Source organism: Rhizobium sp. USDA 3886 (assembly GCF_056279785.1).
The window spans coordinates 2,196,528-2,221,936 of record NZ_JBWCDC010000003.1; the positions used below are offsets into that span (position 1 = coordinate 2,196,528).

The window sequence follows — 25,409 nt, forward strand, 5'->3', positions numbered from 1 at the left end:
GTCGTCACTCCCCCGGTACGGCGGCGGGGACGACGGGCATATCCCCTTCATGCGCCACGGCAAGCTGCGCGGACCGAACCGTCATCCAGATGTTCCAGCAGCCGACGATGGCGCCGAGAAGAAAAAGCAGGCCTCCGAAAGCGCGGGCGATGTAGTACGGATACATCGCCACCAGAGAATCGACGAACGAATAGGCAAGCGTCCCCTCCCCGGTATAGGTCCGCCACATCAGGCCCTGGATGAGGCCGGAGTTCCACATCGCGAAGACGTAGATCAGCGTTCCGGCGATCGCCAGCCAGAAATGCACCTCGACGAGCGCCGCCGAATACATGCGCTCGCGCTTCCACAGGCTGGGCACCAGTGTGTAGAGCGAGCCGAAGGTGATCAGCGCGACCCATCCGAGCGCTCCGGCATGGACGTGACCGACCGTCCAGTCCGTGTAGTGCGACAGCGAGTTCACCGGCCTGATGGCGAGGAACGATCCCTCGAAGGTGGAAAGCCCGTAAAATACCGCGGCCGCCATCATGAAGCGCAGCGTCGCGTCGTCCCGAACCCGGTGCCAGGCGCCGTTGAGCGTCAGCAGCGCGTTGCCAGCCGACGCCCAGGACGGCACCAGCAGCATGACCGAAAAGGTCATGCCGAGCGTCTGGACCCAGTGGGGAAGTGCCGTGTAGTGCAGGTGGTGGGAACCGGCCCACATGTAAAAGAAGGTGATGCCCCAGAAGCTCAGGATCGACAGCCGGTAGGAGAAGATCGGCCGCTGCGCCCGGACCGGCAGGTAGTAGTAGAGCATTCCGAGGAAGCCGGCCGTCAGGAAGAAGGCGACGGCGTTGTGTCCGTACCACCACTGCACCATCGCGTCCTGGACGCCCGGCCATATGGTGTAGCTCTTGGCGTGTCCCAAGGAAACCGGGAGGGCGAGATTGTTGACGATGTGGAGGATCGCGACGACCAGGATGAACGCCATGAAGTACCAGTTGGCGACATAGATGTGCGGCTCCTTCCGGCGGGCGATCGTTCTGATGTAGAGCACGAAATAGGTGACCCAGACGACGACAAGCCAGATGTCGGCGTACCATTCGGCTTCCGCGTATTCCTTGGACTGGGTGATACCCATCATGTAGCCTGACACGGCCAGCACGCAAAACAGGTTGTAGCCGAAGAGCACGAACCAGGGACTGAGCTGGCCCGCCAGCCGCGTCCGCGAAGTGCGCTGGACGACGTGGAAGGAGGTAGCGATCAATGCGTTGCCGCCGAAACCGAAGATGACGCCTGTGGTGTGCGTCGGCCTCAGCCGACCGAAACTGGACCATCCGGCGTCGAATGCGAGATCCGGCCAGGCGAGCTGCGCCGCCACCCAGACGCCCATGAACATCCCGAACACAGCCCAGGCCATGGAAAGCACGATGCCGACCTTGATGGGATCGTCGTAATATGACGCCTCCCGGTCCTCAACTGCTTCAGGCTCGAAGAGCGAGGACATGACGAGGTAGAGGAGGCCTCCGGAAAACAGCATGACGATCACGCCGTGGACCCCGAGCGCATCAGACCGGCCGGCCGCGGCCATCGTTGCTCCAGCTATCGCGACAGCGATGGCGATGGCGAAGGCCGCCTGCCGTTCCGAGGTCGTAAGCCGCGTGATCATGCTCCCCATCCTCCCCCGACGCTGCAACTCATCGCGCTACGTCACAAAACCGCCGCGGACGTCAAAACAGTTCCACAAGTAAAGTGCGTGTGCGTGCGATATCGGCAAGGTGTAGCCGCCAAATACTTTGGCACCCCTCTCAGCCCATGGAGTGCGCGGTATACCCGTATACGTGAGGCGCTATGCAACGCCCCGTTCGAAGTTGGGAGCATATCTTCAGACATTTGACGACGTCTTCGAACCCATTCTCACACGGCTTGATGCCATTCGCGAACACCGCAGCCATGGCACGTCGATAGAGTAATGTTTATTTGGAGGCTTCGTTGCCGACCGCAATCTCAGGATGCTCCGCCAGAACCAACTGCAAGACGATCAAGCATTGATGTTTGCAAGATCGCGGGCGAAAGCCCCGTTACGCGAGCGCTGGTTTGCGAACAGGATGGCAAGGCGATTGCCATGGCGATCTGGTTCTTCAGGACGTGGCAGGCGAGGAACGGACATCTAACTCGAGGATCGCTATGTGACGCCGAAGGCGCGCGGGTGCCGGCAAGTACCCCGGAGTTCGAATGACGAAGGTCCTGCATACACCCCTCACATCAACAGGGTCTTCTTGAGGCGATGTATATGCCCGGCGCCAATGCCGCAGCAGCCGCCGATTATCGTTGCACCGGCCTCCGCCCAAGAGCAGGCAAAGTGCGAATAGGCATCGTCGCTGAGATCGTTGCGGGTCGTATGGAGGTCTTCGTTAGCGCCGGAATCATTTTGCTCCCCCTCGAAGGCATTGGCATAGACGCCAATCTCTAACGTGGAACTCCTGTTCTTGAACACATGAGATGCTGCCTCCACCGCCGCCCGCATGACTTCCGGCTTGCTGCAGTTGAATAATAGCGCCTTCGCCCCGGATGAGGCCGCCCAGATTGCCGCATCCTCGACCCGTTCGCCGGAACGCAGCTTCGGCTCGCCGCCTTTGACCTGTGCCTCATCATCGGCCAGCGTAAACGACACCCAGAACGGCCTGCCGGTTGCGGCGATAGCAGTGCGGACGGCTTCTCCTTCGGCGATCAGGCTAAAGGTTTCGCCGAGCCACACGTCCACATAAGGGCTCAGATTTTCGACCAGCACCTTGAGATAGTCCTGCACGCGCGAAACATCGAAGTTCTGTGGCTCGTAGGAGCCGAAGATTGGCGGCAGCGAACCGGCAACCAGAACTTTCCGATCCTTGACTGCATCGGCGGCTTCGCGCGCCAATCGACCTGAGAGTGCGATAAGCGCCGCACCCTCCTTCTGGAACCGTTCCTCGCCGATGTGGAAGGGCACCAGCGCATAGCTGTTGGTGGTGACAACGTCCGAGCCGGCGGCGATGAATTCCTCGTGGACCTTTCGCACAATGTCCGGCGAATTCATCAGCGCCAGCGCCGACCATTCCGGCTGCTTCAGCTCGGCGCCGAGGCGCAGGAGTTCGCGGCTCATGCCGCCGTCGAGAATGCATAGTCTGCTCATGGATGGGTCTCCTTAAGGGAATTGAATCAAAGCCGGCCGTAAAGCCTGGCGCAGTGCCGATGATGTCGTCCGCGGTTTCGAGCCGATCGGCAACCGCAAGAGCCTCCGGCGGATGGCCTTCCAGCACTCATTTCTGCCAGCACGGCGAAACGGTCCGCAAAGGCGTGGAATCATGACCGTTCATTTCCCCATTTGCGTTAGCGTCGCGATGGCACCTGCGCCTCGATGAGGCGGAAGGCTCGGGCGATGATCGCCGTAAGAATGAGATAGAAGACAGTAACGACGATCAGCGGCTCATAGACGAGCAGCGTGTCCTGACGCACCTTGCTCGCCACCGCGTAGAGATCCATCACTGTGACGGTGAATGCGAGCGGCGTCGCTTTGAGCTGCATGACGATTTCGCCGCCGATTGTCGGCAAGGCGATCCGAATGGCGCGGGGCAGCCAGATGCGCCGGATCAGCGTGAAGGGCCGCATGCCGAACGCTCGGCCGGCTTCCAACTCGCCCTTCGGTACTGCGAGCAGCGCACCGCGCAGCACCTCTGCCTCGTAGGCGGCATAGTTTAGCGTAAAGCTCACCGCCGCGAAGAAGAAGCCCTCACGCAGGATCGGCCAGAACAGGCTCTGGCGAAGGCCGGGGATCATAGGCAGCAGCGCACCGACACCGTAATAGAGGAGCCAGAGTTGGATGAGCAGAGGTGTGCCGCGGAAAAAGGTGCAGTAGCCGCGAGCGAGATATTGCGTCAGCGGACCGCCGCTCACCTGCGCGAAGGCGAGGCCGATCGCGAGGACGAAGCCGAAGGCAACCGAGATCACCAGCAGCAGCACCGTCTGCCCGGCGCCTGCCAACAGAAGCGGCCAATAGGAGACTATCCATGAGAAGGTCATGCCGTGTGCTCCTCAGGAGGCTTCGGCTGTCCGCGGCGCACATGGCGCTCGATCAGGTTGAAGACGATGTTGGAGACGAGCGTGATGGCAAGATAGAGAAGGGCCGAGGCCAGGAAGAAGATGAAATAATGCTTGGTGCTCGCGCCGGCCAGGCGCGTGGCGAGCGCCAGCTCCTGATAGCCGACGACGGCAACCAGCGCGCTGTCCTTGGTGACCGACATCCACAGATTGGCAAGACCCGGCAGGGCATTTGGCAATAACGCCGGCAGGATGACGCGGCGGAAACGCAGCATTGGCCCCATGCCGAAGGCCTTCGCTGCGTCGATCTGGCCAACGGGGATGGCGAGGATCGCGCCGCGCAGCACTTCCGTCACGTAGGCGCCCTGCACGAAACCGAGCACGGCGACGGCGACGACGAAGCCGTTCACTTCGATCGCAGGCAGATTGACCGCGGCCAGGAGCCGGTTGAGGCCGTCCATTCCCGCATAATAGAGCCCGACGATCAAAATCAGTTCCGGAATGGCGCGGATAGCTGTCGTATAGAGATTGAGCAGCAGGCCGAGCGGCCTGTTGCCGGAAAGCTTGCCAAGCGCGCCTCCTGTCCCGAGCAGGAGGCCGATCAGGAATGCGCCGACGGAGATGGCGATCGTGGAGGCGGCGCCCATAAGCAGGGTTCCACCCCATCCGGGCGGATAGGGGGAGAGCAGATCCAGAACACCTTGTGGGGCAGCCGCCATCGATTGGGTCGCTTACTTTGCGCCATAGATGTCGAAGTCGAAATACTTCTTGGTGATTTCGTCGTATTTGCCGTTGGCACGCACGGCAGCGATCGCGGCGTTCAGCTTTGCCTCGAGCTCGGTATCCTCCTTGCGCAGGCCGCCGGAAACGCCAGCCCCGAGAATCACTTTGTCGTCGGCAACGTCGCCCATCTTCGCGCAGCAGTCCTTGCCGGCGTCACTCTTGAGGAAGGCATCAAGGGCAAGCGAATCGCCGAACACATAGTCGATGCGGCCGGCGGCGAGATCCTGGAATGCCTCGTCAAGCGTCTGATAAGTCTTCTCGTCGGCGACATCGGCGAAATACTTCTTGTAATAGTCCGACTGAATGGTCGAGACCTGAATGCCGATGGTTTTGTCCTTGACGTCATCGGCCGCAGCACCCGGCTTCTGGTCCTTTGGGCCGATCAGGGTGCTCGGCGTGTTGTAATACCTGTCGGTGAAGTCGATGACCTTCGAGCGCTCTGCGGTGTTCGACATCGATGACCAGATGACGTCGAACTTCTTGCTTTGCAGGGCCGGAATGAGCCCGTCCCAGGAGAGCTCGACGATCGAGCATTTCTCCTTCATCTCGTCGCAGACGGCATTCATCAAGTCGATTTCCCAGCCCTGCCACTCGCCGGAGGCGTCCTTGGCGAAAAAGGGGGGATACGATTCGTTCATGACGCCAAAACGGACTTCAGCCTGAGCTGTGATGGCAGAAATGGCCAGCGTGGCGCCGGCGAGAAGCAGGGGGAGCAGTTTCATTCGTGGCATTCTCCTGTTTGGATTGTCTGTAATGAAGCGGTGCATCAATGCGTAAGCATGCCGGTGAATTCCCGGCAGCGGGCACTCAAGGGGGCGTCGAAAATCTGTTGAGGCGGACCCTCCTCCTCGATCCGTCCCTGATGCAGGAAGAGAACGTGGCTGGAGACGTCGCGGGCAAAGCGCATCTCATGGGTGACGAGCAGCATGGTGCGGCCCTCCTCCGCGAGGTCGCGAATGACCTTGAGTACCTCTCCGACCAGCTCGGGATCGAGTGCGGAGGTCGGCTCGTCGAAGAGCATGACGGCTGGATCGACGCAAAGTGCACGGGCAATGGCGGCTCGCTGCTGCTGACCGCCGGAAAGAAACGCGGGATAGGCGTCGCGCTTTTCGTAAAGCCCGACCTTGTTGAGCAGTGCTTCCGCCTTCTCGATAGCCTCGCGACGGTCAACGCCCATGACATGGACCGGCGCTTCGATGATGTTCTCAAGAACGGTGCGATGTGCCCAAAGATTGAAGTTCTGGAAGACCATGCCAAGGCCCGTGCGCAGCCGCTCGATCTGCCGCCGGTTCACCGGCTGCATCTTCCCGCTGCGGCTGCGTTTCAAGGTAATTTCCTCGCCGTTCACGACGATGCGGCCCCGATCGGGCATCTCCAGCAAATTGATGCAGCGCAGGAATGTGCTCTTCCCTGAGCCCGACGAACCGATGATTGAAATCACATCGCCTTTACGGGCCGTTGTCGAAATGCCCTTGAGGACTTCATGTGGGCCATAGCTCTTGTGAAGATCATCCACACGAAGTGCCTGGGGAGACGATTCTGTCATGCGCGGTACCGGTCCAAATAATGTTCGGAGAATATCGCGGATAGATGCGGTTTTTACGCGCAAATTATGATTGTTTTGCATATATAATGCAGAAATCTATTTCTGATGCATTTAATATGACAGAACGCCGGTATCGCCGGGTAATTTCGCCGCCGAAATGGAGGAACAGGGATGGAAAGACTGGATGCCTTTGATCGCGATATTCTCGACATCATTCAGCGCAATTGTCAGCTGACGGCGGAAACCATCGCCGAAAAGGTCGGGCTTTCGACCTCGGCGGTGCAGAGGCGGCTGAAACGCCTACGCGAGGACGGCATCATCAAGGCGGAAGTAGCCGTCGTCGATCGCAAGGCGACGGGCACGCCGATGGTGTTCATCGCCGGATTGGAGATCGAGCGTGACAACTACGATGCGCTCGCGAAGTTCCGCCTTTGGGCGGAAAAGCAGGATCACGTCCAGCAGGTTTACTATGTGACCGGAGCGGTGGACCTGATCGCCATTGTCACGGCCCGCGATGTCGAACATTACGACGATATCGCGGCCCTGATCATGAAGGAAAACCCGCAGATCCGGCGCATGCATACCAATGTAGTGTTAAGGGACGTCAAGCTGGGTCTGTTGGTTCCGCTGAGCGCTTGCGATGATCCCAGCAGATAGGACGGCCAGAGAGGCACACGCTCGAATACCTTGGCCGAGACCATGTATAAAGACCGCCCAAAGATTGCGGGCGGTCGCACTAGGGCCAAACCAGTGCTCGTTGTCTGGTCCTACGAAATTTTGATATGCGCCGGGACGAGAACGCCTCGCTCAAAGGGTCCGGGTTCGACCGAATGTCCGAAGCAGTAGGTTGATCGAGACAGCGACTTTGTCAATGTCACGAACGTCCTGAGAGTAACGCCCGGTATAAAGCTTGACGATCATCTTATCGCGGGCCGACCCGCTAAGATCGAAATGGAGGTGCAGGTAGAAGGCCTCCTTGTCGCCATGGCGAGCAACGCTCCTTCGTCTTTGAGTGACCATCCTTAGTTCCGTTTTGAAGGGTGAAAAACCCTCGAGCGACAGCGTGACATCGGCAGATGCAAAGCGCGTCTTTGTCGGCACGGCAACGACTGCCTTGTCGAGCGCCAGACTGACCATGCGGCCGGGAACGCCGTCGACGTGAACCTCTTCATCAAGTTTGAACGCATTGAAGAGCCGTCGCGGTTTTTCAAAGCAGATCAAGGACGCGATAGCGAGAACGACAATGTTGATGCCCGACCAACAAGCCGCAATCGGCGAGAATTGCGCCTCGACATGGGAGGTCTCAGGCACAATATTGATGACAAGACCGATGGCCGTCGCCAAGATCAACACTGCTATCCAGGCAAAGCTGTATCCATCAACTCCGATCGCCTCGTTGCCGCTGCCCTTCGGGGTCACCCTAAACGGTTTGCCGAAGGGACGCACCACACTGGAAATAACGGTTGGTAACATCCGAAACGTCGCAAAGGCTCCGACGGCACTCGATACGACGGGCAAATACCGCGTCGGTGTTATCCAGAGCATCAAGAGGAAATAGGCCGTCAGCAACGGTACCTGATTGGAGATATAATCCGCAGCGTTGGTGAAGTAGAGCGGAAGCAAGCCGAACCAGAGATATATGATCGGAATGATCAATATCGTAAAGCGCACCAGATACTGCACCAACCACGACAGCGGAAGGAACATGATGCGTTGAAAAAGTGAGAGACCAGGGCCGCGCAGTGGGCCGTTGTGAAGATAGAGTGTTTGAATTCCCCCCCGACACCAGCGCTCGCGCTGTACGAAATAGCCAGTCAAATTCTCAGCGGCCAATCCCATCGACAGGCGCTCATTCAGGTAACGGGTCTTGTAACCCTTGTTGAGCATGGAAAGGGTGGTCAACAAATCCTCTGTGATGGATTCTGTCGGAAAACCCCCAATCGCGTCGATCGCCTTGCGTCGCGCGATCGAGCATGAGCCGCAGCAGAAACTGACGTCCCAGATATCTCGGCTCGGTGCAATTTCGTCAAAAAACAAACGCTGCTCGTCCGGCCAGATATTTTCGAGACCGAGATTTGACTGCACCGGATCGCTATTGAAGAAATGCTGCGGCGTTTGAACGATGCCGATGGTTCCATCGGAAAAGAAGGGAAGCGTGCGGCGCAGGAAGTGACGATAGGGCACGAAGTCAGCATCGAATATCGCGATGAAGTCGCCGGAGCTGACCTTCAGACCGTTGTTCATGTTTCCGGCTTTGGCATGGCTGTTGTCGGGCCGTGTGACGTGGATTGCTCCCCTCTCCTTGCAGTACGCCTTAAGCCAATCACGACGCTGATCGTCGAGCACATAGACTTTCAGCTTGTGTTGCGGATAATCGAGCGCAAGCGCCCCTATAATCGTCCTTTCCAGGACGTCGAGCGGCTCGTTGTAGGTAGGAATGAACACATCCACCGTGGGTAATTGTTCCTCGTCACCTCTAAAGAAGTCTCGCGCGAGCCTGTCCGCTTCTGCGCTCCGGTCCACGTATCGACTCATCAAGACCAGGAAGAGGACGACTTCGAAGAACGCGAGAATTTCTACGATGAACAGAAACCAGACCCAGTAGAAGTTGGGGCCATCGTTGGGATAAGGAAGTACCGTCTCGAATAACCGCCAGAGTATATAGCGCAATGCAATGGCGCCAACGACAGCGCATGTGATTGCGCGGGTCCAGCTATGGTTACGCGACCAGTTGAAAGGCCCAAGCAAAAAGAACGCCAAGACCAAAAACGTCGGCGCCAGTGCTATGAGATACTGAACCACAGGCCTTCCACCCAGTTCCATATGCGGATGTTAGGTTTGGGCAGGCGCACCTGAACAGAACGCCCCACCTGGCAAAAGTTCGCAAAGTCCGTGTTGAGAGCGGAAGGAGTCATGCCCACGCGGATTCGATCGTTGCGTTTGGCTGTTTCGGGCTGATTTGCTGCCAGCGTATCCTTCTCGGCGACCGCGGCGCTACCTCTTACCGACAGGACCACGCCTTTGAAGACGTCGCCAGCGCCTAACAAGCGCACCTCTGCAGCAAGGCCAGGATAAATCTCTTGGTAATCGACCTCCGGAACCAGGATATCGACGAAAAGATCGCTGCAGTCGAGGATACGCATCAGCTCGTTATTGAGAATGACGTTCGAGCCGTTGACGACGTTGCTACTCCATACGACTCCATCGAAAGGCGATGGAACGGATGCCGAAGTGAGACTGCGGACGCGGTTTTCCTCCTCAATCAGCTGCTTTTGCACCTGTGCGGCCCGTGTTTCGTTTTCGGCGATGCGCGTGTTGAGATCGTTGATACGAACAATCACCTCATCCTGCCGCTGGCGGGAATAGGGCACATCGTTCTGGCCGTCACCGAGAACGAAAACTCCTTGGCGAACCGCCTCCAGCTTTTGTTCGAGCTGGGCAACGGTCAAGCCACTGATTTCGAGTTCGCCCCCCGTGGCTTCCCAGGCCGCTCGGGCGGACTCGACCATCTTGGTCGAGAGGATACCCTTCGCTTCGAGCGCCAGCCGCCGGTCAAAGTCGACTTGCGCGACATTGTCCTGCGCCTCGGAAACCTTGACCCGCTTGTTTAGAATCTCAACTTGTCGCTCCAAGTCGGCAATGGTTGTCCGTGTAAAGACTTCCATGCGTGCAGCCAGCTGATCACGAAGCCGTACGAGCTCATCGCGTTCCCGCTTCAGCGCCGCAGCATGTTCGACGGCAGTCATGTGGTCGGCCTGCAGCGAAGTCAGTATTGCGCGGTTCACGCGGGCATTGCGAATTAAGGCGAGCGGCTCTCCTGCCAACACGCGCGCACCAACTTTGGGGGGCGTTTCTGCGACCTCGCCGTCGATCGGAGCGTTCACGATCGCAAATCGCGCATTCACCGTACCGTCGAGGCTTGTGAAGCCAGTGAGGCTGGGCAGCATAAGAACGATCACAAGCGCGAGGAGTGATATGCCGACCAGAATACGGGTGATGCGGTGATTCCAAATCATTAGCGTTTCCGAAAATTATCAACTGCAAGGCATTCGTGCGGGGTTAACGCGATGCCAATGCAACCCAATCTTGTGGTGATCTAGGCTTGTCAGAGCCACCGGCAAGAGCGAGGAGCTGGCTGCGCGCAATGCGTGCAGTAAAATGTTGGATATGGCTAACCTTTGGACCAGCTGTCTTCTATGGCGGGAGGCTCGTCTTGTATCATGATTGGAGCGTCGACGCTTCTTTTGGCGAAGTTGCCGGTCGTTCCGTGGTTCCTTTTTAGCCCAAGTCGTCCCAGTAGGATCAAGAGCAGCTCAAAACGAGCAAATCTGCGATTTGGGCTTTTCCGCTTTCCGGACTGCAGCCTCGTGGCGGTTGAAGCAGTGGGTGTCGCGATATTTCAGCCCGCTGGAGGCCTCACTTAGCAAAACAGGAACAGCACCTGTCGACAGTCATTGTGACGTTGCCAGATAGGCCAAGTCGGCCCGCTGCGATTTAGGCCATAGGGAGCCGGGATAAGGCAATCAGTCAGAACAAGAGCTGTGCCGTCTGCCCTTGTTGCGTTATCAGTTCGATCGCTTGTTTGTCGAACGAGACGAAGGTTTCGCCACCCAACCAATTGCCCTCATAGGCCATGATGCCATCCGCAAAATCGCCGCCAGCTTCGAGGATCGCAAGCCCGGCCTCGACAGCGGGACGGTTCATCACGACATTTCCAGCATCCAGCAAATCACGGATCGTCACGGCTACATCTTCTTTCGGGAGCTTCGCGCCCCTGCGCAGTATCCAGACCAGTTCACACAAGCAAGGCAAGGAAACCGCGATCAGCGAAGCCTCTTTCAGGAGCTTACTTGCGGCGCGGCCTCGCTTTGCGTCGTCCTGCAAAACGGCTCGAGCCAACACGTTTGTATCGACAGAAATTTTCATTGCTCACCCGCCCAACCAGAGGCGGCAATCTCGTTCATTTCTTCAATCGTCATCGGTTTTTTAACCTTGCCCGCATGCCGACCAATGAAATTATCAATAGTGCCAGTTGGCCGCGCCGCCTTCACCCGAAGCTCACCGCCCGGCAGCTTGTCAATGTCGATCCGTTCGCCCGGCTTGATGCCGAGGTGCTGCAGCAAATCCCGCTTTAGCGTGACCTGCCCTTTCATCGTTACCGCTAGTGAAGTCATGGGGCGTCCCCTTTCGTTAATACGCTTATATGGTAATTGAAATTTTCATTACAAATAAGCTGAATCGAAGATTCGATCGTGTTGGGCTGAATTGGGCCGTGTTGCATGGAACGGATCGCAGATGAAATGATCCTCCAGGTATTCCAATCGGCTGGCTTTGCCTCTGAGGGGAACAGCGTTGATGTTCGCGCTCGCCGTTCCCCTCCCCTCAAAAGGGAACAGATGCTTGACGGGGCTGACGTGCGGCCAAGAGCCAAGAGCCCGCATGAGAAAGCTATTACGGAACGGCCTCAACGTGCTTTTCGAAGCGAGGAATATGAGGATTAATCCAGGCCCAGTCTGGAGCTGATGCCGTCCAGATCACACTCGTCGGCTCCGCGATGTTCGGCTGATCGAATGTGCCCACGCGAACCACAATATAGCCCGGCTGAGACATGGCTTCGCTGAACATCTGGGTTCCGCAGGTCGGGCAAAAGCGGCGTCGGATAATCTGGCCGCTGTCAGCGACGCTTGCGTATTCTGCAAGCTCGCCTTTGATGGCAATATCTCCGCTGGCGAAGACGACATTGATGGAAGCATTGCCACAGGAGAGGTATTGGCAGTCCCTGCACCAGCAGGCGCGTTTGAGGATCGGTGCGCTGGATACTTCGAACTGGGCCGCTCCGCAAAAACACCGCCCTGTTATCGGTTTGCTCGTCATGCTTCACCTCATTTGCTTGCTCAGGTGTAATATCGTTCGTGAACATGGGCACGTCCACGCTGTCATAAAAATGGTTCCCGCCCGGCTTTGCGAAACAGACGGCAAGTTGCGTCCGTATCGATCAGTCAAACAGGCCTGAGGAGGCGCGACAGGAGTGCGGGAACGAGGATTTTGTGTAACGGCAGGACGGCTGCGAGATAAACGCGGCCGAGCAGGTTGTTTCGCTGAACCAGCGTCGTGGCGGTAACCCGGAGCGTGGCGTCGTTCAAATCTGCGACGTCGACAATGAGCCGAAAGTTGAGGTGCCTGTCGTCAAGGCCAAGAACGATGCGCTCGGGAGACGATGAAAAGACTGGAAGACCTCTGTGCTGGGTCGACAAGTCCAGCTCGTCGCCGGACTTCAACCCAAAGGGAGCGACGACGAGATTGCGAAGGGCCAGAAGTTTCGCGATCCAGCCCGGCGGCTGACTGAATGCCAGCTGTGCTGCCTGAGGCGCGCTCATCGTCGTATCGATCACCTCGATGGCAAAAGCGTCGCAGAAATCGGCGGATGGCAGGATCTGTCCGCAGCCCTCGGGGATGGATATAGGAAATGGCCGCACGGAATGCTCCTTTCGATCTGCTTGCATTGCGTCGAGTGGCGGCTGCGTCTGAAGGCATTCAGTTGGCAGAACCGGTCGCCGGCATGTTTCCCCAGACGACCAGAGCGAATGCGACGCTCATCAGAATCCAGCTTGGATGAAGACGGCGCACCCCCCATAGGGCGCCGAGAGCGCCAAAGAGAAATGAGCTGCCCGCGAAAAAACTGGCTGCAAGTTGCGCCTCACGTCCGTACCAAACGACAGCCGCGATCAAAGCAACGCCGCTAAGCAACCAGTTGAACGTGGTGAAATGCAGCAGCAGCGGTATCAGCCTCCGCATCGGTGCCGGCGGTGCCACTTCGGTGGCAATAAGCGCGTCAATGCGGGTGATGATCAGCTTCTGCATGAGAATACCGTGAGGCACCGCTGTTCCGCCGCCGATGACCCCGGCTGCTATCAGGGCTGCGCCATGCAAATCCATCATCTCGAACCTTCTCCATACATATCTGTATGGTCAAGATGAAACGCTTGTTGCCAAGAGTCAATACACCTGTGTATGGTCGGCCCATGAATGATCGTCTTGCGAAGTCCGACTGGATCGACCATGGCCTGCGCACCCTTGCCGAGCGCGGCCCCAATGCCCTGAAAATCGGCGCCATGGCGGAGGGGCTGAACGTTTCCCGCGGCAGCTTTTATTGGCATTTTCGGGACGTCGCCGATTTCCGGACACAACTCCTGGAGCATTGGAGAGACTGGACAACGCAGCGGGTCATCCGGGAACTGGAGGCTGATCTCAATGAGCCGGACCGCCTGAAATCGTTGGTGAGCAGTGCATTTGCCGGCGATCGGGGGAACGGTCGATCAATAAGATCACTGGACAAGGCTGTGCGTGCCTGGGCCATAGATAGTGATGAAGTTGCGGCGGTCGTTGCCTCCGTCGATGCCGACCGGGTGGCCTATATCGCAAGGTTGCTGGTGGAATCCGGGGTGGAAAGCGAAAAGGCGGCCTATCGGGCATCCTTCCTTTATTGGGCCTATCTGGGCCAGCCGATTGCGATGAACCCCGTTTTTTCATCCGTCACATCGACCGCCATCGCCGATATCTGCGAGCTATTCAGAAGATGAGGATCAAGACGATGTTCAGATTGACGCCGCGCTCTCTGATCAACTTCACCGCTTCAAGCTTGTATACGCAGTTGAACTTCCGTCTTTGGATTCACGCTCTCCGGTTTCGGGAAGAAGCACCTTATCTCGATGTCCAGGAAACGGGGAGCAGGCCGTTCCATCGCTCGCTCAAGGTCCGTCGGCTGCGGATCGTAGTCCAATCAGCACAGCGCGCTGTGGCGTGCTGTAGCCTGGTTGCGGGGGCAGGATTTAATCTTAACTTGCGATCTCCGAGCACCCCGAACCCCTTACTCAAGCTTCTGGTTGCCGAGAACCGCATCGGCCTTTTTCGTAGCGCTGCGTAAACATGGCACCCTAATTCTGCGCGCCAACCGAGGGCTCAACCTCTCAAGCTTTGCGGCGCATCGGCGCTCATACCGCTTCGCCGAATACAAGGACCACTCTTCCTCTACGGCTGGCCGCATTGTACTCAAACCATCGAGATCAATCACGACCGTCCCGCCAAAATAGGCATCTGCAACATCGATGCACTCGGTAACGGGTTAGGCAATCTTCTGCAATTTATCATCACTCTGGAAGCGGGATGTGCTCATCCCGGTCGTCGACCCGAAGATCGAAGCGACCCTTGCCCCAGTTTTCAGCGCGCCACTCGGCCTTTGCGGCTTCGATACGTTCCTGCGACGAGGCAACGAAGTTCCACCAGATATATCGGGGTCCAGCTAGCGTCGCACCGCCCAGGATCATCAGCCGCGCGCCTTTTTCCCCGGCTGCGACCGTGATCCTGTCGCCAGGACGAAACACCATCATCTGGGGTGCTTCGAACTCCCGGCCAGCGATTGAGATCGAGCCTTCGACAATGTAGATGCCCCGGTCCTCATGATTGTCCGGCATCGGCAGGCGAGCGCCTGCTTCAAGCTTAACATCAGCATAGAATGTTTCGGAAAACATGGTCGCGGGAGCGAACTTGCCATAGGCGTTCCCGAGAATGAGCCTCACCGACACACCATGGTCCTCTATCATCGGCAGCGTCTCCTTGCCGTGGTGTTCGAACATCGCCGCGATGTCTTCGTGGCTTTCCGGCAAAGCCAGCCAGGTCTGGATCCCGAACAAGCCGTTCGGCCCTGTCCGCGCCGCTGCGGATGTCCGCTCGGAATGAGAAACACCTCGCCCTGCGACCATCCAGTTCAACTCACCGGGACGGATGATCTGGTCAGCCCCGGTGCTGTCACGGTGGTGAAAGTCACCGCGATACAGATAGGTGACCGTGCCAAGACCGATATGGGGGTGCGGCCGAACATCGATGCCCTGGCCGGTCAACAGCTCGGCCGGGCCAGCCTGGTCGAAGAAAATGAATGGTCCCACCATCTGCCGCTTCGGCGCCGGCAGGGCGCGCCGAACCTCGAAGCCGCCAAGGTCACGGGCCCGAGGAACGATTAGGGTCTCGATCGCGTCGATGCCGACCTCGTCAGGACAGCCTGGTTCGATTGCAGGGTTCCAACTCATGCGCCTTCACCTCATCCGTTTGGCGATCTCCTGCCTGCGTAGAGCGCAGGGGTCGCTGCATGGCCCCAAGTGACTAACGGGTGAGCGCCCCCAAGACTAGTTGCGCGGCGCGGTGAGCTGTGTCGCAAAAAGTGGAACGCAGTCCATGCGTCAACACGCAGATCCTACAAATGCGGATTTCTTTCGAACGATTCGATCAGGAACTCGGAGAGGATACGCACCTTTCGCGCCGGGTGCGGGCTGGGTGGCCGCACGACGTAGACCCCACCGACCGGTAGCGGAAAACGGGTCATGACTGGAACGAGCGCGCCGGACGCAAGATATTCATGGGTAACGCAATCGGGAAGCCACGCTATACCAAGCCCTGCTGCGGCCGCGCTGGCGAGCGCCGCGCCATTGTCGGAACTGAAGCGCCCCTGCGGCTGCACAGTGATGATCTTGTCGCCATCCATGAAACGCCACGTTTCGGCGCCCACGAGGGCTTGATGAGCGGCGATTTCATCCGGCTTTTCAGGTGAACCATGTATCCTGATATAGTCCGGGCTCGCCACCAGCTTGCCGTAGATCTGACCAACGCGCCTTGCAATCAAGTTCGAGTCGCGCAGGGCGCCGACCCGGATCGCGCAATCGAACCCGTCCGCAATCAGATCGACGAACCGATCGGCATACTCGGCATGGATCTGAAGCTGCGGGTGGTGGCGCGCCATCTCCGCAAGCACGGGTGCGAAGTGTATCGGGCCCGATGTTAGCGGGACGGCCACCCGCAAGCGCCCGCGAAGATCACCGGCAGGCAAGATCGTTTCCCGCGCAAGGTCGATCTCGGCACAAATCCTGGCGGCATGTTCTCGAAACGTGGTCCCGGCTTCCGTGAGACCGGCGCCACGGGTCGTTCGTGCAAGAAGCTGGATACCGAGCGCTTCCTCAAGCCGGATGAGGCGCCGACTGACCATTGACTTAGAGATCCCCAGTCGACGTGCCGCGCGAGAAACGCCCCCGGCATCGGCAACTTCGACAAATGTCCGCAGATCCTCGATGTCCAATTGGCGTTCCCCGCTTTTGCGATACAGCCTGGCATCCATGCCTATCGCGCTGCCCTCACGATTGGCGCGACTTCAGTGCCGAGAAGTTCGATCGATGTCTTCATCGCTGCCGTGTCGAGAGAGGCTGTGCTCATCTGGAAGGTGATGCGCGAAACGCCGCCAAGCGTCTCACTGGCCTGCAGCATCTTGGCTGCGACCGTCTTCGGGTCACCGACCAGGAATGCGCCCTCCGGACCTGTCATGCCTTCGAACTGCTGGCGCGTCGGCGGTGACCAGCCGCGTTCGCGACCGATCTTCGTCGTCAGATGCGCCCATCCCGGAAAGAAGGCGTCCTTCGCTGCGGCGCTGGTCTCGCCCAAGAATCCCATCGCGTGGACGCCGACCTTAAGCGTCTCGGGGCTATGTCCCGCGCGACTGCCAGCTTCGCGATAGAGATCGACAAGCGGGCGGAAGCGCTCGAAGCTCCCGCCGATGATTGCGATCATCAGCGGAAGGCCAAGCGCACCGGCACGAGCGAAGGATTGCGGCGTGCCGCCGACCCCAATCCATAATGGTAGCTGTGGTTGATGGGACGCGGAAAAACACCTTGCCCTTTGAGGGCCGGACGGAAGCGACCTTCCCATGCAATATTGGTCGCCTCGCCAAGCTTGAGAAACAGGTCAAGCTTTTCAGCAAAAAGGTCGTCATAGTCCCGCATGTCGAGGCCGAATAGCGGATAGGCCTCGACGAAGGAACCTCGGCCGGCAACGACTTCCGCACGACCTTTGGAAATCAGATCGAGAGTTGCGAACTCCTGAAAAACCCGCACCGGGTCGGCGGCACTCAGAACGGTCACCGCGCTCGTCAATCTGATCCGGCTCGTCCGGGCCGCTGCCGCGGCCAGAATGACAGTCGGGGCAGAATCGAGAAACTCGCCGCGATGATGCTCGCCCATGCCAAAGACATCGAGCCCGACGCGGTCCGCGACGACGACCTCCTCGATGAGTTCGGCCATACGCTCGGTCGCCGAAGGAAGCCTGCCTGTGGTCGGATCCGGGAGGATGGCTGCAAAACTGTCGATACCGATTTCCATTTTGGTCCTTGGATATTTGTCAGTCTACGCCGGCGACTGACGCTGGAAATGCATCATGCGCACAATCAAGCCGGTGCTTCAGATACTTCGACCTGTCATGAAAAAGGGACGACGAGGTACAACGCACCGTCCGGGCTCTTGCGACACGTTCATCGAGAAACCCGTCATCCCCGTTAGGTTTTTTAGTGCCCGCTTTGGGTGCTCGGCACCGGCGTGTTGAGAAGTTGCTGCTCCCAAAGATACGCGATGCCGCTGCCGCCGAAGTGCTGGATGAGAATCTCGGTCAGCTCCTCGACATGCTCGGTGCGCGCCCAATCGCGTTGCCATTCGCCAGCGAGCGCCATCACGGTCATCACGTTCGCGCCGGCCGCGATCATTCGCTGGATGGCAACTTCATGAGACTCCTTCGAAATCCCGCCCGACGCGTCGGTGATCACGGTCACGTCCCAGCCTTCGCCGGCGGCCTGGATGGCAGGCATTGCGACGCAGACCTCGGTCCACAGGCCGGCGATGATCAGCTGCTTGCGGCCGGTCGCCTTGACGACGTTCACCACATTCTCGTCCTGCCAGGTGTTCACCCAGGTGCGATCGATGACTTCCTGGCCAGGGAACACGTCGGTGATCTGCTTAAAGAGAAGTCCACCGCGCGCCGCGATCACGCTGGTGAGAATGGTCGGAACATTGAAGGCTTTTGCCAGCTTCGCCAGCGCGGTCGTGTTGTTGACCACCATATGAGGATCATGGCTGTTCAGGTTCGCGAGCTGATAAGGTTGATGGTCGATCAGAACGAGGACGGAATCTTCGGGGCGGAGAAGTGAGTCAAGGCCGTTACGAAAGGTCATGGTTTCATCCTATGTTGGCGGTTTATTGAAGCGCGTTTGCTCAAAAGACATGCGCCCTCCGAGGCGCTGCCGCGGGACGAAACTTGTCATTCCTGTTTGTGATGCGGTAGTCCTTGCCTGTGCTAAGCTGTGTCGCAGAATGAGGAACACTGAGTGGATATCGAAGATCTCCGGACATTCGTCGAAGTTGCTGATGCGGGAGGCGTCACCTCGGCCGCGCTGCGGCTTGGCATCTCCAAGTCGATGGTCAGCCGACGGCTTGTGCGGCTTGAAGCGGAGCTTGGTGTCCAGCTCCTAGCCCGATCCACACGCGGGGCTTCTCTAACAGAGGCAGGCGCAACCTTCCGGGACTACGCAGCCAGGGTTTCCGCCGAGATAGATGTGGCGAGGGAGACCATCCTGCCGGCTGGTGAGCTTCGCGGTCGCTTGCGTGTAGCCGCGCCGCTTTCCTTCGGGCCGACGCATTTCGCGAAAGTACTTGCACAAATGGCGCGTCGCCATCCTCATCTCCAGATCCAGACCTGTTACAGTGATCGCTTCGTGGACCTCATCGCAGAAGGATATGATTGTGCGATCAGGGTCGGCACTCTTCAGGACTCAAGCCTGATCGCAAGACGCGTCGGTCCCCTCTACGGGAATTTCGTCGCAAGCCCGGGCTACATCAAAGCCCATGGCTCTCCGGAGACACCGGACGAGCTTGTGACCCATCAGGCTCTCATGCAGGGAACGGAAACCTGGCAAGTGATGGATGGAGACAAGGTGATAACCGTTCGCCCGCAGGGACGCTTCAAGGCCGACAACGGGGTCGCTCTCGCTGTCGCCGCAGTAGCCGGCTTGGGTATCGCCGCGCTCCCTGACGAGCTTATAAAAGATTATCTGGCCTCAGGCGAGTTGGTTCCGGTCATGAAACGCCATCCACCAACCCCGATCGGGATATATGTCGTCAGACCGCCCGGGCAGCATCCTGCAAGAAAAGTCCGGGTGCTGACCGAAATGCTGATCGAGTGCTTCGACCATGGCCCGGCATTGCCGAAGACGGCGCGGATGTAAATCGCTAACCGGCCGGATATTTCGCATAGAACGCCGCCAGCCGCTCAATCGCTGCTTCAGCTGTCCGTTGCTTTCCGACGCCCAACAGAGGTTCGTGAACGTCGGGAAGCATCCCACGGAAGCTTGCCCCCCGTCGTTCCCGTGAAGGCGGCCCTTGCGCCGGTGGCGACAAAGTCAGGGCACCATTACAACGCGCCCGCAGCGCATCCGCGGCCGTCAGACCCTGTTCGATCGGGCTTTTGTCGAGAAGGCTGAGGAGATAGGTCATGACACCACGATCCGATCGCTGGTTGCAAAGTTTAGTCTATAATAGAAATGACATTCTCTTTCGAACGCTTGAATGAAAAAAACGGCCGTGTCCCGTCGCCGTCGAATGGCTTCTTTCAATCGACCACTTGATGGTCTATATTCTGGTCGAAAGGGAGTAACCGCATGAAGCTGTCAGAACAGGTCAAGCCGATCAGCTATCTCAAGGCGCACGCGCCCGAGATCATCCGGACATTGAAGGATAATCCGCAGCCGGTCGTCATTACGCTTCACGGGGAGGCGAAAGCCATCCTTCAGGACGTCGGCCAATACGAAGAAACCCAGGAGACACTCGCGCTTCTGAAGGTGCTGGCGCTCACCAACCGGCAAGTCGAGGAGGGTAAACTGCGCCCTGCTGCGGAATCCTTCGCGCGCATCCGCAAACGTCTGGCGGACAGCCAATCCTGATGCCATATCGTGTTCTTTTTGCCGAGGACGCGGAACGCGACATCGAGGATCTCTATCGCTTCATCGCCGGTCGCGACGGCGCCGAGACGGCGGAGCGCATCCTGACGGAAATCGAGAGCGCATGCGCCGAGCTCGAAGAATTCCCCGCCCGCGGAAATATTCCGAAGGAGTTGGCGGGTATCGGAATCTCCGAATATCGGGAACTGCACCATAAGCCGTGGCGGATGATTTATCGCATCATGGGCACTGATGTCGTCGTCTACTGCGTGGTGGACGGACGGCGCGACATGCAGAGCTTTCTAGAGCGAAGGCTCATCCGCTGAAGTTCGGCATATCGTTCTTCGTCGATTCCGACATATGACTTGCCTGCGATCACCCCACCCCTTGTGGAAGAGCTTTGTGCCGATGATGCCCTATGCGCGCCGCTCCACGGTTTCGCTCACTTCGAGCAGTGTGCGCCTCAGCCGAGCTATGGCCTGGATCGCTGTCGTTCCGACGGTGCCAGAGCATAGTCTCCTCGTATCCGGCATATTCGAATGGCACCGGGAAAGCCCGTATATCGGGCCCATTTTCCCGATGCTCTTTGGAGATTCGCGTGTTTGTACGCATCCAGTTCTCGTTTCACGATTTCGACGAAACTCCATAATGTAAATTGGTTGCACGCGACCGCGCGGCACCAGAAGCGAAATCAGCGCCGGCTCCAGCACCCCGGAGGCGAGCGGGGTCCAAGCAAGCTTTCCCTCAGAGACCTCCTTTTCCACACCGAAGGTCGTTAGCTCTCTTGACGGCGCAATGTCGGGACGACTGGCGATCGGGGCGCCAGTTGGGTTTGGCACAACCGTGTTGGCCGACTACCTCATTGACTTCAAGCGAACGCATCCCGGCCTTTTGCTGGACGTCTCCCTGACAGACAGCTTCGTCGACGTCGTTGCCGAGAGGCTGGACGTGGCCATACGCATGAGCGGTGTGGTCGATGATCGGTTGATTGTTCGACGTCTGGGCGTTATCGAACGATGTCTGGCGACAACGCCAGCCTACCTTGAACGCGAGGGACGGCCACAACATCCGTGCGAGCTGTCGGGCCATGACTACATCCTTCATAGCAATGTCGTCGGCGGAGAGCGGTTCAGACTGATGAATTCCCAAGGGGAAACATGTGATATACGGGTGGAGCCGGTCTTTTGTTCAGACAACTCCGCTCTGACCGGACAGGCGATATCCGCTGGACTGGGGATTGGCTTGATCCATAAGGTGTTGCTCGACCCCCTGGTCGCAGACGGCACGCTGGAGCACGTGTTGCCCGATTGGCGGTACGAGCCTCAATTCGTCCATGCCGTTTATCCGTCCAATCGATATGTGCCGGTCAAAGTGAGAGCCTTCGTGGAGGGCCTTTCAAGACATCTTCAATCGTTGAAGATCTTCAGCCACGAGCACAAATAAGCGGGAACTGTGTGGGCATGCCTTCTCCGCTTCGGCAATTTCGGCCATCAACAAGCGGCTGGACGAAAGCCTCAAGGCTTTTGCCAAGCGCCTGCTTCCCGAGCCTTTCCCCCACCTCATCCTCGATGCCCGCTATGAGAAGGTGCGCGAAGCTGGCGTGGTCAGGAGCCAAGCGGTGCTGTTTGCAATCGGGATCGACTGGGACGGCCGCCGTCAGGTCCTGGCTGTGGAGATCGCCAATCGCGAGAGCAGCTCGTCATGGAAGGACTTCCTGCTTGGCCTGAAGACGCGAGGCCTTCACGGCGTTGAGTTTGTTGTCGCCGACGATCATGCCGGCTTGCGCGCCGCCATTCGCGAAGTGCTCAACGCCGCTGCCTATCTGGCTGTGACGAAGACATCGCTCAGGTGTTTCTCGGCGTCGGACATGCGCCAATGTGTTGTCACGGCCAGTAGTTCGCACTCCGCGAACCATCTCGATTTCAAGAGTTGCCACTACGCAAAGCGGGCAGTTTATGGCCCGGATCAGGCGTGCGGAGGGAGGGGTACGCCTGCGAGTTTGGTCTTGATCCAGTCTGAGACGCGATAGTAGCGCAGCATCAGTTGCGGACCATAGCTCATATAGAAGGGCGCAGCGGTCAACGGCTCAAGCTTCAGCGCCAGGTCCTGCGTGGGCACGCCTTTTGCCCATTCCGAAAGTATGCCGCCCAGCATACTGCCGGTGGGCACGCCGCGGCCGGAAAGGCCGGTGAGAGCCACGACACCAGGCGCTAGGTCATAAAGACGCGGGATGGTTTGGTATTGCATATCCAACTCACCAAACCAGAAATATTCCCAGCGGATATCCTGCTTGATCTGCGGGTGCAGCCATTTCAGCCGGTCGCTCATGACGGTGCGAGTATAATCCAGGTCGCGACCGCGCCGGCCCATGGGAAACATCGAGGCGACGATCCGTCCCTCGGTATTGTATTTGTAGACAAAGATATCGCCGCGTCCATCATGAATGGTCGTATTCTGCGGTAGGACTGACTGGCGCTCATCATCGGAAAGCGGCTGTGTCGCCGCGACAAATACCTTCTGGATCTTGAATGTCTGGTCAAGCTTCGGCCAACCGCCTGCCGTGTAGGCGCCGGTAGCAAAAATCACCTTATCGGCCAAGACCTTGCCCCTGTCCGTGCTGATCACCCAACCGCTGCCTTGTCGTTGGCACCCGGTGACAGGCGAATTCGTGTGGACTACGCCTCCTTCCTGGATCACCGCGCGAGCAAGGCCGCGCGAATAGCTGAGCGGGTTGAGATGCCCTGCTTCTTCATGCAGCCAACCGCCATAAAAACGTCGGGTGCCCGTTACCGTTTCGACCTCGCCTCGATCAAGAACGCGCGTTCGGGCACCCACAGCGTTGTAGGTCCGAACCTTCTCCTCGATCGTCTTCATCATGCCGGGATAGGATGCCCCCATGACGTAGCCGTTCTGCTGCCATTCGCACTGGATCTGGTAGCGTTTTATCATTTCGGAAACGCGGTCGTTGGCACGGGTTTGGCGGACAATCAATCGCTCGGCCCAGGGCTCGCCGAGCATCTTGCGCAATTCCGGCAGGCTGTAATGGGTAAAGGTCGGAGTGCAATGTCCGGCATTGCGACCGGATCCCCCAAAGCCGATCTCTTCCTTTTCCAGAAGCACGACACGAAAGCGATTCTGGGCAAGTTCCAGTGCCGTCGTCAGCCCGGTATAACCACCACCGACAATGCAAACATCCGCGTCGACCGTGCCTTGCAGCCTCGTCGTGTCGGGAGCTGGCGTGGCGGTCGCATACCACAATGTCGTCTTGAAAGGAGAAAACGTGCGCATCGCCTCCTCTCAACTAAGATCGCTTCGGGCGTCGAGCGCGTCGCGCAGGCCGTCGCCGATGAAGTTGAAGCTGGTGACGGCGAGCGTAATGGCGATGCCGGGCACGATCGCCAGCCATGGCGCCCTGTCGAGATATTGCTGCGCGCCGTTCAGCATATTGCCCCAGCTTGGCAGCGGCGGCTGTATACCATAGCCGAGGAAGCTGACATAGGCTTCAAGCAGGATCGCACGGGCGACCGTCAGGGTTGCTGCGACGATGATCGGGCCGATGGCATTCGGCAGCAGTTCACGGAACATGATCCAGCTGTTGGAAAGGCCGAGCATGCGCGCCGCCAGCACGAAGTCGCGCTCGCGCAACGAGCGCACCTCAGCCTCGACGATGCGGGAAATCTCCATCCAGCTCGTCACCGCGATGATGACCGTGATCATGAAAGGGCTCGGCTTGATGAAGGCCGCCAGCGCCAGAAGCAGAAAGATACTGGGAAAGGACAGGAAGGCGTCGACGAAGCGCATCAGCGCTGCGCCGACGCGCCCGCCGTAATAGCCTGCACAGACGCCGATGACAGTACCGATGAAGGTGCTGAGCAACATGGCAAAGAAACCGACCAGAAGCGAAATACGGCCGGCCATGAACAGGCGCGCTGCAATATCGCGGCCCAGCGGATCTGTGCCGAAAATATGGTAGCCTGTCAGGGGCGGCGCAAAGCGGGCGCGCAGATCGATGTAAAGCTCGTCGTAGGGCAGGATCGAGGGACCGACAATACAGGCGAGCGCCAGAACGGTGATCATCAGCAGTCCGAGCATCGCTAGCCGGTGACGGGCGAACCGGCGGAAGGTCCGGCTTTGCCACCAATGCGATTTCGTGGAGCGGGAAATGGACAGGGTCACGGACATGGATTTTTCTCCCTAACCCAACCGAATGCGCGGATCGACGAAAGCGACGAGAAGATCGGCGATGAGACTGCCGATCAAGACGAGGATGGCGGAAAACATCAAAAGACCCATGACGACGGGATAATCGTTATAGCCGAGACTATCGAGGAACAGCCGGCCCATGCCCGGCCAGGTAAATACCGTTTCGGTAACCAGCGCGCCGCCGAGAATAGTTGGCAGCTGCAGACCCGCAGATCATCGGCAGCAACGCGTTCCCAATCACGTGTTTCATCAGCACCCGTCGCTCCGAAAGTCCCTTGGCCTTTGCGGTTCGCACGAAATCCTGATTGATGACGTCGAGCGTCGCAGTGCGCATGTAGCGGCTCCAGACCGCTACATTGACGAACGCCAGAACCACGGTCGGCATGATCAGATGAATGGCATAATCGGCGACGGAGCCGTCGCCGATCGTGTACATGTTACCGGCCGGCAGCCATTTCAGCTTGAGGGAAAACAGGTAGATGGCGATAAGCCCGAACCAGAAGGTCGGGATCGACAGCGCCACCATTGCGCCAATCGTGGCGGTATAATCGAAGATGGAATAGCGCTTTGTCGCCCCCTTGATCCCGACCCAGGTGCCGACAGCGATCGAAAGCACGGTCGAGGACCCCATTAACAGTAGCGTGGCAAAGAGGTGACCCATTATGATGCCGAGAACCGGCTGGCTGTCGCGGTAGGAGCGGCCCCAGTCGCCTTGCAAAAGGTGCCGCAGCCAGTCGAGATATTGTATCGGCAATGGCCGGTCGAGGCCCATCTGCTTCGCAATTCGGTCCATTGCTTCCTGGGTCATACCCGGTGTCAGCGCATATTGCGACAACGGACCACCAGGCGCCAGATTGAGAACCGCAAATCCGATCATGGACACCAGAAACAGTAAGATCAGGCTTTGCCATAAACGGCCGAGAAGATAGCGCAGCATCGCAGTCTCTCCAATTGCTATTGGACATCAGGTCAGGGACGTCGAGACGCTTCGTTGGACCCTCCCCCGAAACGGGAGAGGGTTGCTCAAAG

Annotated in this window: 25 protein-coding genes and 3 pseudogenes; 7 read left to right on the forward strand and 21 right to left on the reverse strand. The window is 58.5% G+C overall.

Features of this window, described 5'->3' with window-relative positions; translation table 11 throughout:
- Positions 1-4: 4 nt before the first annotated feature.
- The 6 genes from ccoN to ACZ9BX_RS33505 all read right to left on the reverse strand — a co-directional run bounded on the left by ccoN (position 5) and on the right by ACZ9BX_RS33505 (position 6,379).
- Complete coding sequence (gene ccoN / locus ACZ9BX_RS33480; RefSeq protein WP_476222641.1) at positions 5-1,645, reverse strand: cytochrome-c oxidase, cbb3-type subunit I; 1,641 nt, start codon at positions 1,643-1,645, stop codon at positions 5-7.
- A gap of 591 nt (positions 1,646-2,236) precedes the next feature.
- Positions 2,237-3,145 (reverse strand): homocysteine S-methyltransferase family protein, encoded by a 909-nt coding sequence (locus ACZ9BX_RS33485; protein ID WP_476222642.1) that lies wholly within the window; start codon positions 3,143-3,145, stop codon positions 2,237-2,239.
- Between the two features lie 197 nt (positions 3,146-3,342).
- Positions 3,343-4,032: an ABC transporter permease gene (locus ACZ9BX_RS33490; RefSeq protein WP_476222643.1), complete on the reverse strand. Its 690-nt coding sequence runs from the start codon at positions 4,030-4,032 to the stop codon at positions 3,343-3,345.
- On the reverse strand, positions 4,029-4,769 hold the full coding sequence (locus ACZ9BX_RS33495) for an ABC transporter permease (protein WP_476222645.1): 741 nt from the start codon (positions 4,767-4,769) through the stop codon (positions 4,029-4,031). Before ACZ9BX_RS33495 ends, ACZ9BX_RS33490 begins: the two co-directional genes overlap by 4 nt.
- 12 nt (positions 4,770-4,781) lie before the next feature.
- Entirely contained in the window at positions 4,782-5,555 is a 774-nt protein-coding gene (locus ACZ9BX_RS33500) for a transporter substrate-binding domain-containing protein (protein WP_476222647.1), read from the reverse strand.
- A 44-nt stretch (positions 5,556-5,599) separates the two neighbouring features.
- Positions 5,600-6,379 (reverse strand): ABC transporter ATP-binding protein, encoded by a 780-nt coding sequence (locus tag ACZ9BX_RS33505; RefSeq protein WP_476222648.1) that lies wholly within the window; start codon positions 6,377-6,379, stop codon positions 5,600-5,602.
- A gap of 171 nt (positions 6,380-6,550) precedes the next feature.
- Between ACZ9BX_RS33505 and ACZ9BX_RS33510 the strand changes: the two genes are divergently transcribed.
- On the forward strand, positions 6,551-7,036 hold the full coding sequence (locus tag ACZ9BX_RS33510; protein ID WP_476222650.1) for an Lrp/AsnC family transcriptional regulator: 486 nt from the start codon (positions 6,551-6,553) through the stop codon (positions 7,034-7,036).
- 150 nt (positions 7,037-7,186) lie between these two features.
- On the opposite strand, the gene ACZ9BX_RS33515 is transcribed toward ACZ9BX_RS33510, so the two are convergent.
- The 7 genes from ACZ9BX_RS33515 to ACZ9BX_RS33545 all read right to left on the reverse strand — a co-directional run bounded on the left by ACZ9BX_RS33515 (position 7,187) and on the right by ACZ9BX_RS33545 (position 13,240).
- Positions 7,187-9,181, reverse strand: a complete 1,995-nt coding sequence (locus ACZ9BX_RS33515) for a glycosyltransferase family 2 protein (protein WP_476222652.1) — start codon at positions 9,179-9,181, stop codon at positions 7,187-7,189.
- Entirely contained in the window at positions 9,163-10,395 is a 1,233-nt protein-coding gene (locus ACZ9BX_RS33520) for an HlyD family secretion protein (RefSeq protein WP_476222653.1), read from the reverse strand. The genes ACZ9BX_RS33515 and ACZ9BX_RS33520 overlap by 19 nt, the downstream gene beginning before the upstream one ends.
- Before the next feature lie 511 nt (positions 10,396-10,906).
- Positions 10,907-11,305, reverse strand: coding sequence for a type II toxin-antitoxin system VapC family toxin (locus ACZ9BX_RS33525; protein ID WP_476222654.1), 399 nt, complete (start codon positions 11,303-11,305; stop codon positions 10,907-10,909).
- The gene (locus ACZ9BX_RS33530) at positions 11,302-11,553 is read right to left on the reverse strand and encodes an AbrB/MazE/SpoVT family DNA-binding domain-containing protein (protein ID WP_476222655.1); all 252 of its coding nucleotides are present in this window, start codon (positions 11,551-11,553) and stop codon (positions 11,302-11,304) included. The genes ACZ9BX_RS33525 and ACZ9BX_RS33530 overlap by 4 nt, the downstream gene beginning before the upstream one ends.
- 277 nt (positions 11,554-11,830) lie before the next feature.
- A complete protein-coding gene (locus ACZ9BX_RS33535) occupies positions 11,831-12,253 on the reverse strand; it encodes a GFA family protein (RefSeq protein ID WP_476222657.1) in 423 nt (140 codons plus the stop codon).
- Between the two features lie 125 nt (positions 12,254-12,378).
- A complete protein-coding gene (locus tag ACZ9BX_RS33540; protein ID WP_476222659.1) occupies positions 12,379-12,855 on the reverse strand; it encodes a DUF2867 domain-containing protein in 477 nt (158 codons plus the stop codon).
- 58 nt (positions 12,856-12,913) lie between these two features.
- Positions 12,914-13,240: a hypothetical protein gene (locus ACZ9BX_RS33545; RefSeq protein ID WP_476222661.1), complete on the reverse strand. Its 327-nt coding sequence runs from the start codon at positions 13,238-13,240 to the stop codon at positions 12,914-12,916.
- A 104-nt stretch (positions 13,241-13,344) separates the two neighbouring features.
- On the opposite strand from ACZ9BX_RS33545, the gene ACZ9BX_RS33550 reads away from it, so the two are divergent.
- Positions 13,345-13,959, forward strand: a complete 615-nt coding sequence (locus ACZ9BX_RS33550) for a TetR/AcrR family transcriptional regulator (RefSeq protein ID WP_476222663.1) — start codon at positions 13,345-13,347, stop codon at positions 13,957-13,959.
- A gap of 567 nt (positions 13,960-14,526) precedes the next feature.
- Here the strand turns inward: ACZ9BX_RS33550 and ACZ9BX_RS33555 are convergent.
- From ACZ9BX_RS33555 to ACZ9BX_RS33570, 4 genes and pseudogenes are all read right to left on the reverse strand, one after another.
- The gene (locus ACZ9BX_RS33555; protein ID WP_476222664.1) at positions 14,527-15,462 is read right to left on the reverse strand and encodes a pirin family protein; all 936 of its coding nucleotides are present in this window, start codon (positions 15,460-15,462) and stop codon (positions 14,527-14,529) included.
- A gap of 164 nt (positions 15,463-15,626) precedes the next feature.
- Positions 15,627-16,502: a LysR family transcriptional regulator gene (locus ACZ9BX_RS33560; RefSeq protein ID WP_476222666.1), complete on the reverse strand. Its 876-nt coding sequence runs from the start codon at positions 16,500-16,502 to the stop codon at positions 15,627-15,629.
- Between the two features lie 41 nt (positions 16,503-16,543).
- Positions 16,544-17,574: pseudogene (locus tag ACZ9BX_RS33565) on the reverse strand (LLM class flavin-dependent oxidoreductase).
- Between the two features lie 182 nt (positions 17,575-17,756).
- On the reverse strand, positions 17,757-18,416 hold the full coding sequence (locus ACZ9BX_RS33570; RefSeq protein WP_476222668.1) for a hydrolase: 660 nt from the start codon (positions 18,414-18,416) through the stop codon (positions 17,757-17,759).
- 153 nt (positions 18,417-18,569) lie between these two features.
- Between ACZ9BX_RS33570 and ACZ9BX_RS33575 the strand changes: the two genes are divergently transcribed.
- On the forward strand, positions 18,570-19,466 hold the full coding sequence (locus ACZ9BX_RS33575) for a LysR family transcriptional regulator (protein ID WP_476222669.1): 897 nt from the start codon (positions 18,570-18,572) through the stop codon (positions 19,464-19,466).
- Positions 19,467-19,470: 4 nt separating this feature from the next.
- On the opposite strand, the gene ACZ9BX_RS33580 is transcribed toward ACZ9BX_RS33575, so the two are convergent.
- Complete coding sequence (locus ACZ9BX_RS33580) at positions 19,471-19,734, reverse strand: hypothetical protein (RefSeq protein WP_476223138.1); 264 nt, start codon at positions 19,732-19,734, stop codon at positions 19,471-19,473.
- Positions 19,735-19,898: 164 nt separating this feature from the next.
- On the opposite strand from ACZ9BX_RS33580, the gene ACZ9BX_RS33585 reads away from it, so the two are divergent.
- From ACZ9BX_RS33585 to ACZ9BX_RS33600, 4 genes and pseudogenes are all read left to right on the forward strand, one after another.
- On the forward strand, positions 19,899-20,180 hold the full coding sequence (locus ACZ9BX_RS33585) for a type II toxin-antitoxin system Phd/YefM family antitoxin (protein ID WP_003591561.1): 282 nt from the start codon (positions 19,899-19,901) through the stop codon (positions 20,178-20,180).
- On the forward strand, positions 20,180-20,503 hold the full coding sequence (locus ACZ9BX_RS33590; protein WP_476222672.1) for a type II toxin-antitoxin system RelE/ParE family toxin: 324 nt from the start codon (positions 20,180-20,182) through the stop codon (positions 20,501-20,503). Before ACZ9BX_RS33585 ends, ACZ9BX_RS33590 begins: the two co-directional genes overlap by 1 nt.
- Before the next feature lie 469 nt (positions 20,504-20,972).
- The gene (locus ACZ9BX_RS33595; RefSeq protein WP_476222674.1) at positions 20,973-21,620 is read left to right on the forward strand and encodes a substrate binding domain-containing protein; all 648 of its coding nucleotides are present in this window, start codon (positions 20,973-20,975) and stop codon (positions 21,618-21,620) included.
- Positions 21,621-21,624: 4 nt separating this feature from the next.
- Positions 21,625-21,999: pseudogene (locus ACZ9BX_RS33600) on the forward strand (transposase); the annotation flags it as partial.
- A gap of 143 nt (positions 22,000-22,142) precedes the next feature.
- Here ACZ9BX_RS33600 and ACZ9BX_RS33605 read toward each other — a convergent pair.
- The 3 genes and pseudogenes from ACZ9BX_RS33605 to ACZ9BX_RS33615 form a co-directional block, all read right to left on the reverse strand.
- Complete coding sequence (locus tag ACZ9BX_RS33605; protein WP_476222675.1) at positions 22,143-23,465, reverse strand: NAD(P)/FAD-dependent oxidoreductase; 1,323 nt, start codon at positions 23,463-23,465, stop codon at positions 22,143-22,145.
- 9 nt (positions 23,466-23,474) lie between these two features.
- A complete protein-coding gene (locus tag ACZ9BX_RS33610; protein WP_476222677.1) occupies positions 23,475-24,359 on the reverse strand; it encodes an ABC transporter permease in 885 nt (294 codons plus the stop codon).
- Positions 24,360-24,371: 12 nt separating this feature from the next.
- Positions 24,372-25,317 (reverse strand): annotated as a pseudogene (locus ACZ9BX_RS33615) (ABC transporter permease).
- Positions 25,318-25,409: the final 92 nt, after the last annotated feature.

Coding starts and splice junctions, on each gene's coding strand:
- ccoN (WP_476222641.1), bottom strand. CDS start 1,645: ATGATCACGCGGCTTACGACCTCGGAACGGCAGGCGGCCTTCGCCATC.
- ACZ9BX_RS33485 (WP_476222642.1), bottom strand. CDS start 3,145: ATGAGCAGACTATGCATTCTCGACGGCGGCATGAGCCGCGAACTCCTG.
- ACZ9BX_RS33490 (WP_476222643.1), bottom strand. CDS start 4,032: ATGACCTTCTCATGGATAGTCTCCTATTGGCCGCTTCTGTTGGCAGGC.
- ACZ9BX_RS33495 (WP_476222645.1), bottom strand. CDS start 4,769: ATGGCGGCTGCCCCACAAGGTGTTCTGGATCTGCTCTCCCCCTATCCG.
- ACZ9BX_RS33500 (WP_476222647.1), bottom strand. CDS start 5,555: ATGAAACTGCTCCCCCTGCTTCTCGCCGGCGCCACGCTGGCCATTTCT.
- ACZ9BX_RS33505 (WP_476222648.1), bottom strand. CDS start 6,379: ATGACAGAATCGTCTCCCCAGGCACTTCGTGTGGATGATCTTCACAAG.
- ACZ9BX_RS33510 (WP_476222650.1), top strand. CDS start 6,551: ATGGAAAGACTGGATGCCTTTGATCGCGATATTCTCGACATCATTCAG.
- ACZ9BX_RS33520 (WP_476222653.1), bottom strand. CDS start 10,395: ATGATTTGGAATCACCGCATCACCCGTATTCTGGTCGGCATATCACTC.
- ACZ9BX_RS33525 (WP_476222654.1), bottom strand. CDS start 11,305: ATGAAAATTTCTGTCGATACAAACGTGTTGGCTCGAGCCGTTTTGCAG.
- ACZ9BX_RS33530 (WP_476222655.1), bottom strand. CDS start 11,553: ATGACTTCACTAGCGGTAACGATGAAAGGGCAGGTCACGCTAAAGCGG.
- ACZ9BX_RS33535 (WP_476222657.1), bottom strand. CDS start 12,253: ATGACGAGCAAACCGATAACAGGGCGGTGTTTTTGCGGAGCGGCCCAG.
- ACZ9BX_RS33545 (WP_476222661.1), bottom strand. CDS start 13,240: ATGCAGAAGCTGATCATCACCCGCATTGACGCGCTTATTGCCACCGAA.
- ACZ9BX_RS33550 (WP_476222663.1), top strand. CDS start 13,345: ATGGTCAAGATGAAACGCTTGTTGCCAAGAGTCAATACACCTGTGTAT.
- ACZ9BX_RS33555 (WP_476222664.1), bottom strand. CDS start 15,462: ATGAGTTGGAACCCTGCAATCGAACCAGGCTGTCCTGACGAGGTCGGC.
- ACZ9BX_RS33570 (WP_476222668.1), bottom strand. CDS start 18,416: ATGACCTTTCGTAACGGCCTTGACTCACTTCTCCGCCCCGAAGATTCC.
- ACZ9BX_RS33580 (WP_476223138.1), bottom strand. CDS start 19,734: ATGACCTATCTCCTCAGCCTTCTCGACAAAAGCCCGATCGAACAGGGT.
- ACZ9BX_RS33585 (WP_003591561.1), top strand. CDS start 19,899: ATGAAGCTGTCAGAACAGGTCAAGCCGATCAGCTATCTCAAGGCGCAC.
- ACZ9BX_RS33590 (WP_476222672.1), top strand. CDS start 20,180: ATGCCATATCGTGTTCTTTTTGCCGAGGACGCGGAACGCGACATCGAG.
- ACZ9BX_RS33595 (WP_476222674.1), top strand. CDS start 20,973: ATGTCGGGACGACTGGCGATCGGGGCGCCAGTTGGGTTTGGCACAACC.
- ACZ9BX_RS33605 (WP_476222675.1), bottom strand. CDS start 23,465: ATGCGCACGTTTTCTCCTTTCAAGACGACATTGTGGTATGCGACCGCC.
- ACZ9BX_RS33610 (WP_476222677.1), bottom strand. CDS start 24,359: ATGTCCGTGACCCTGTCCATTTCCCGCTCCACGAAATCGCATTGGTGG.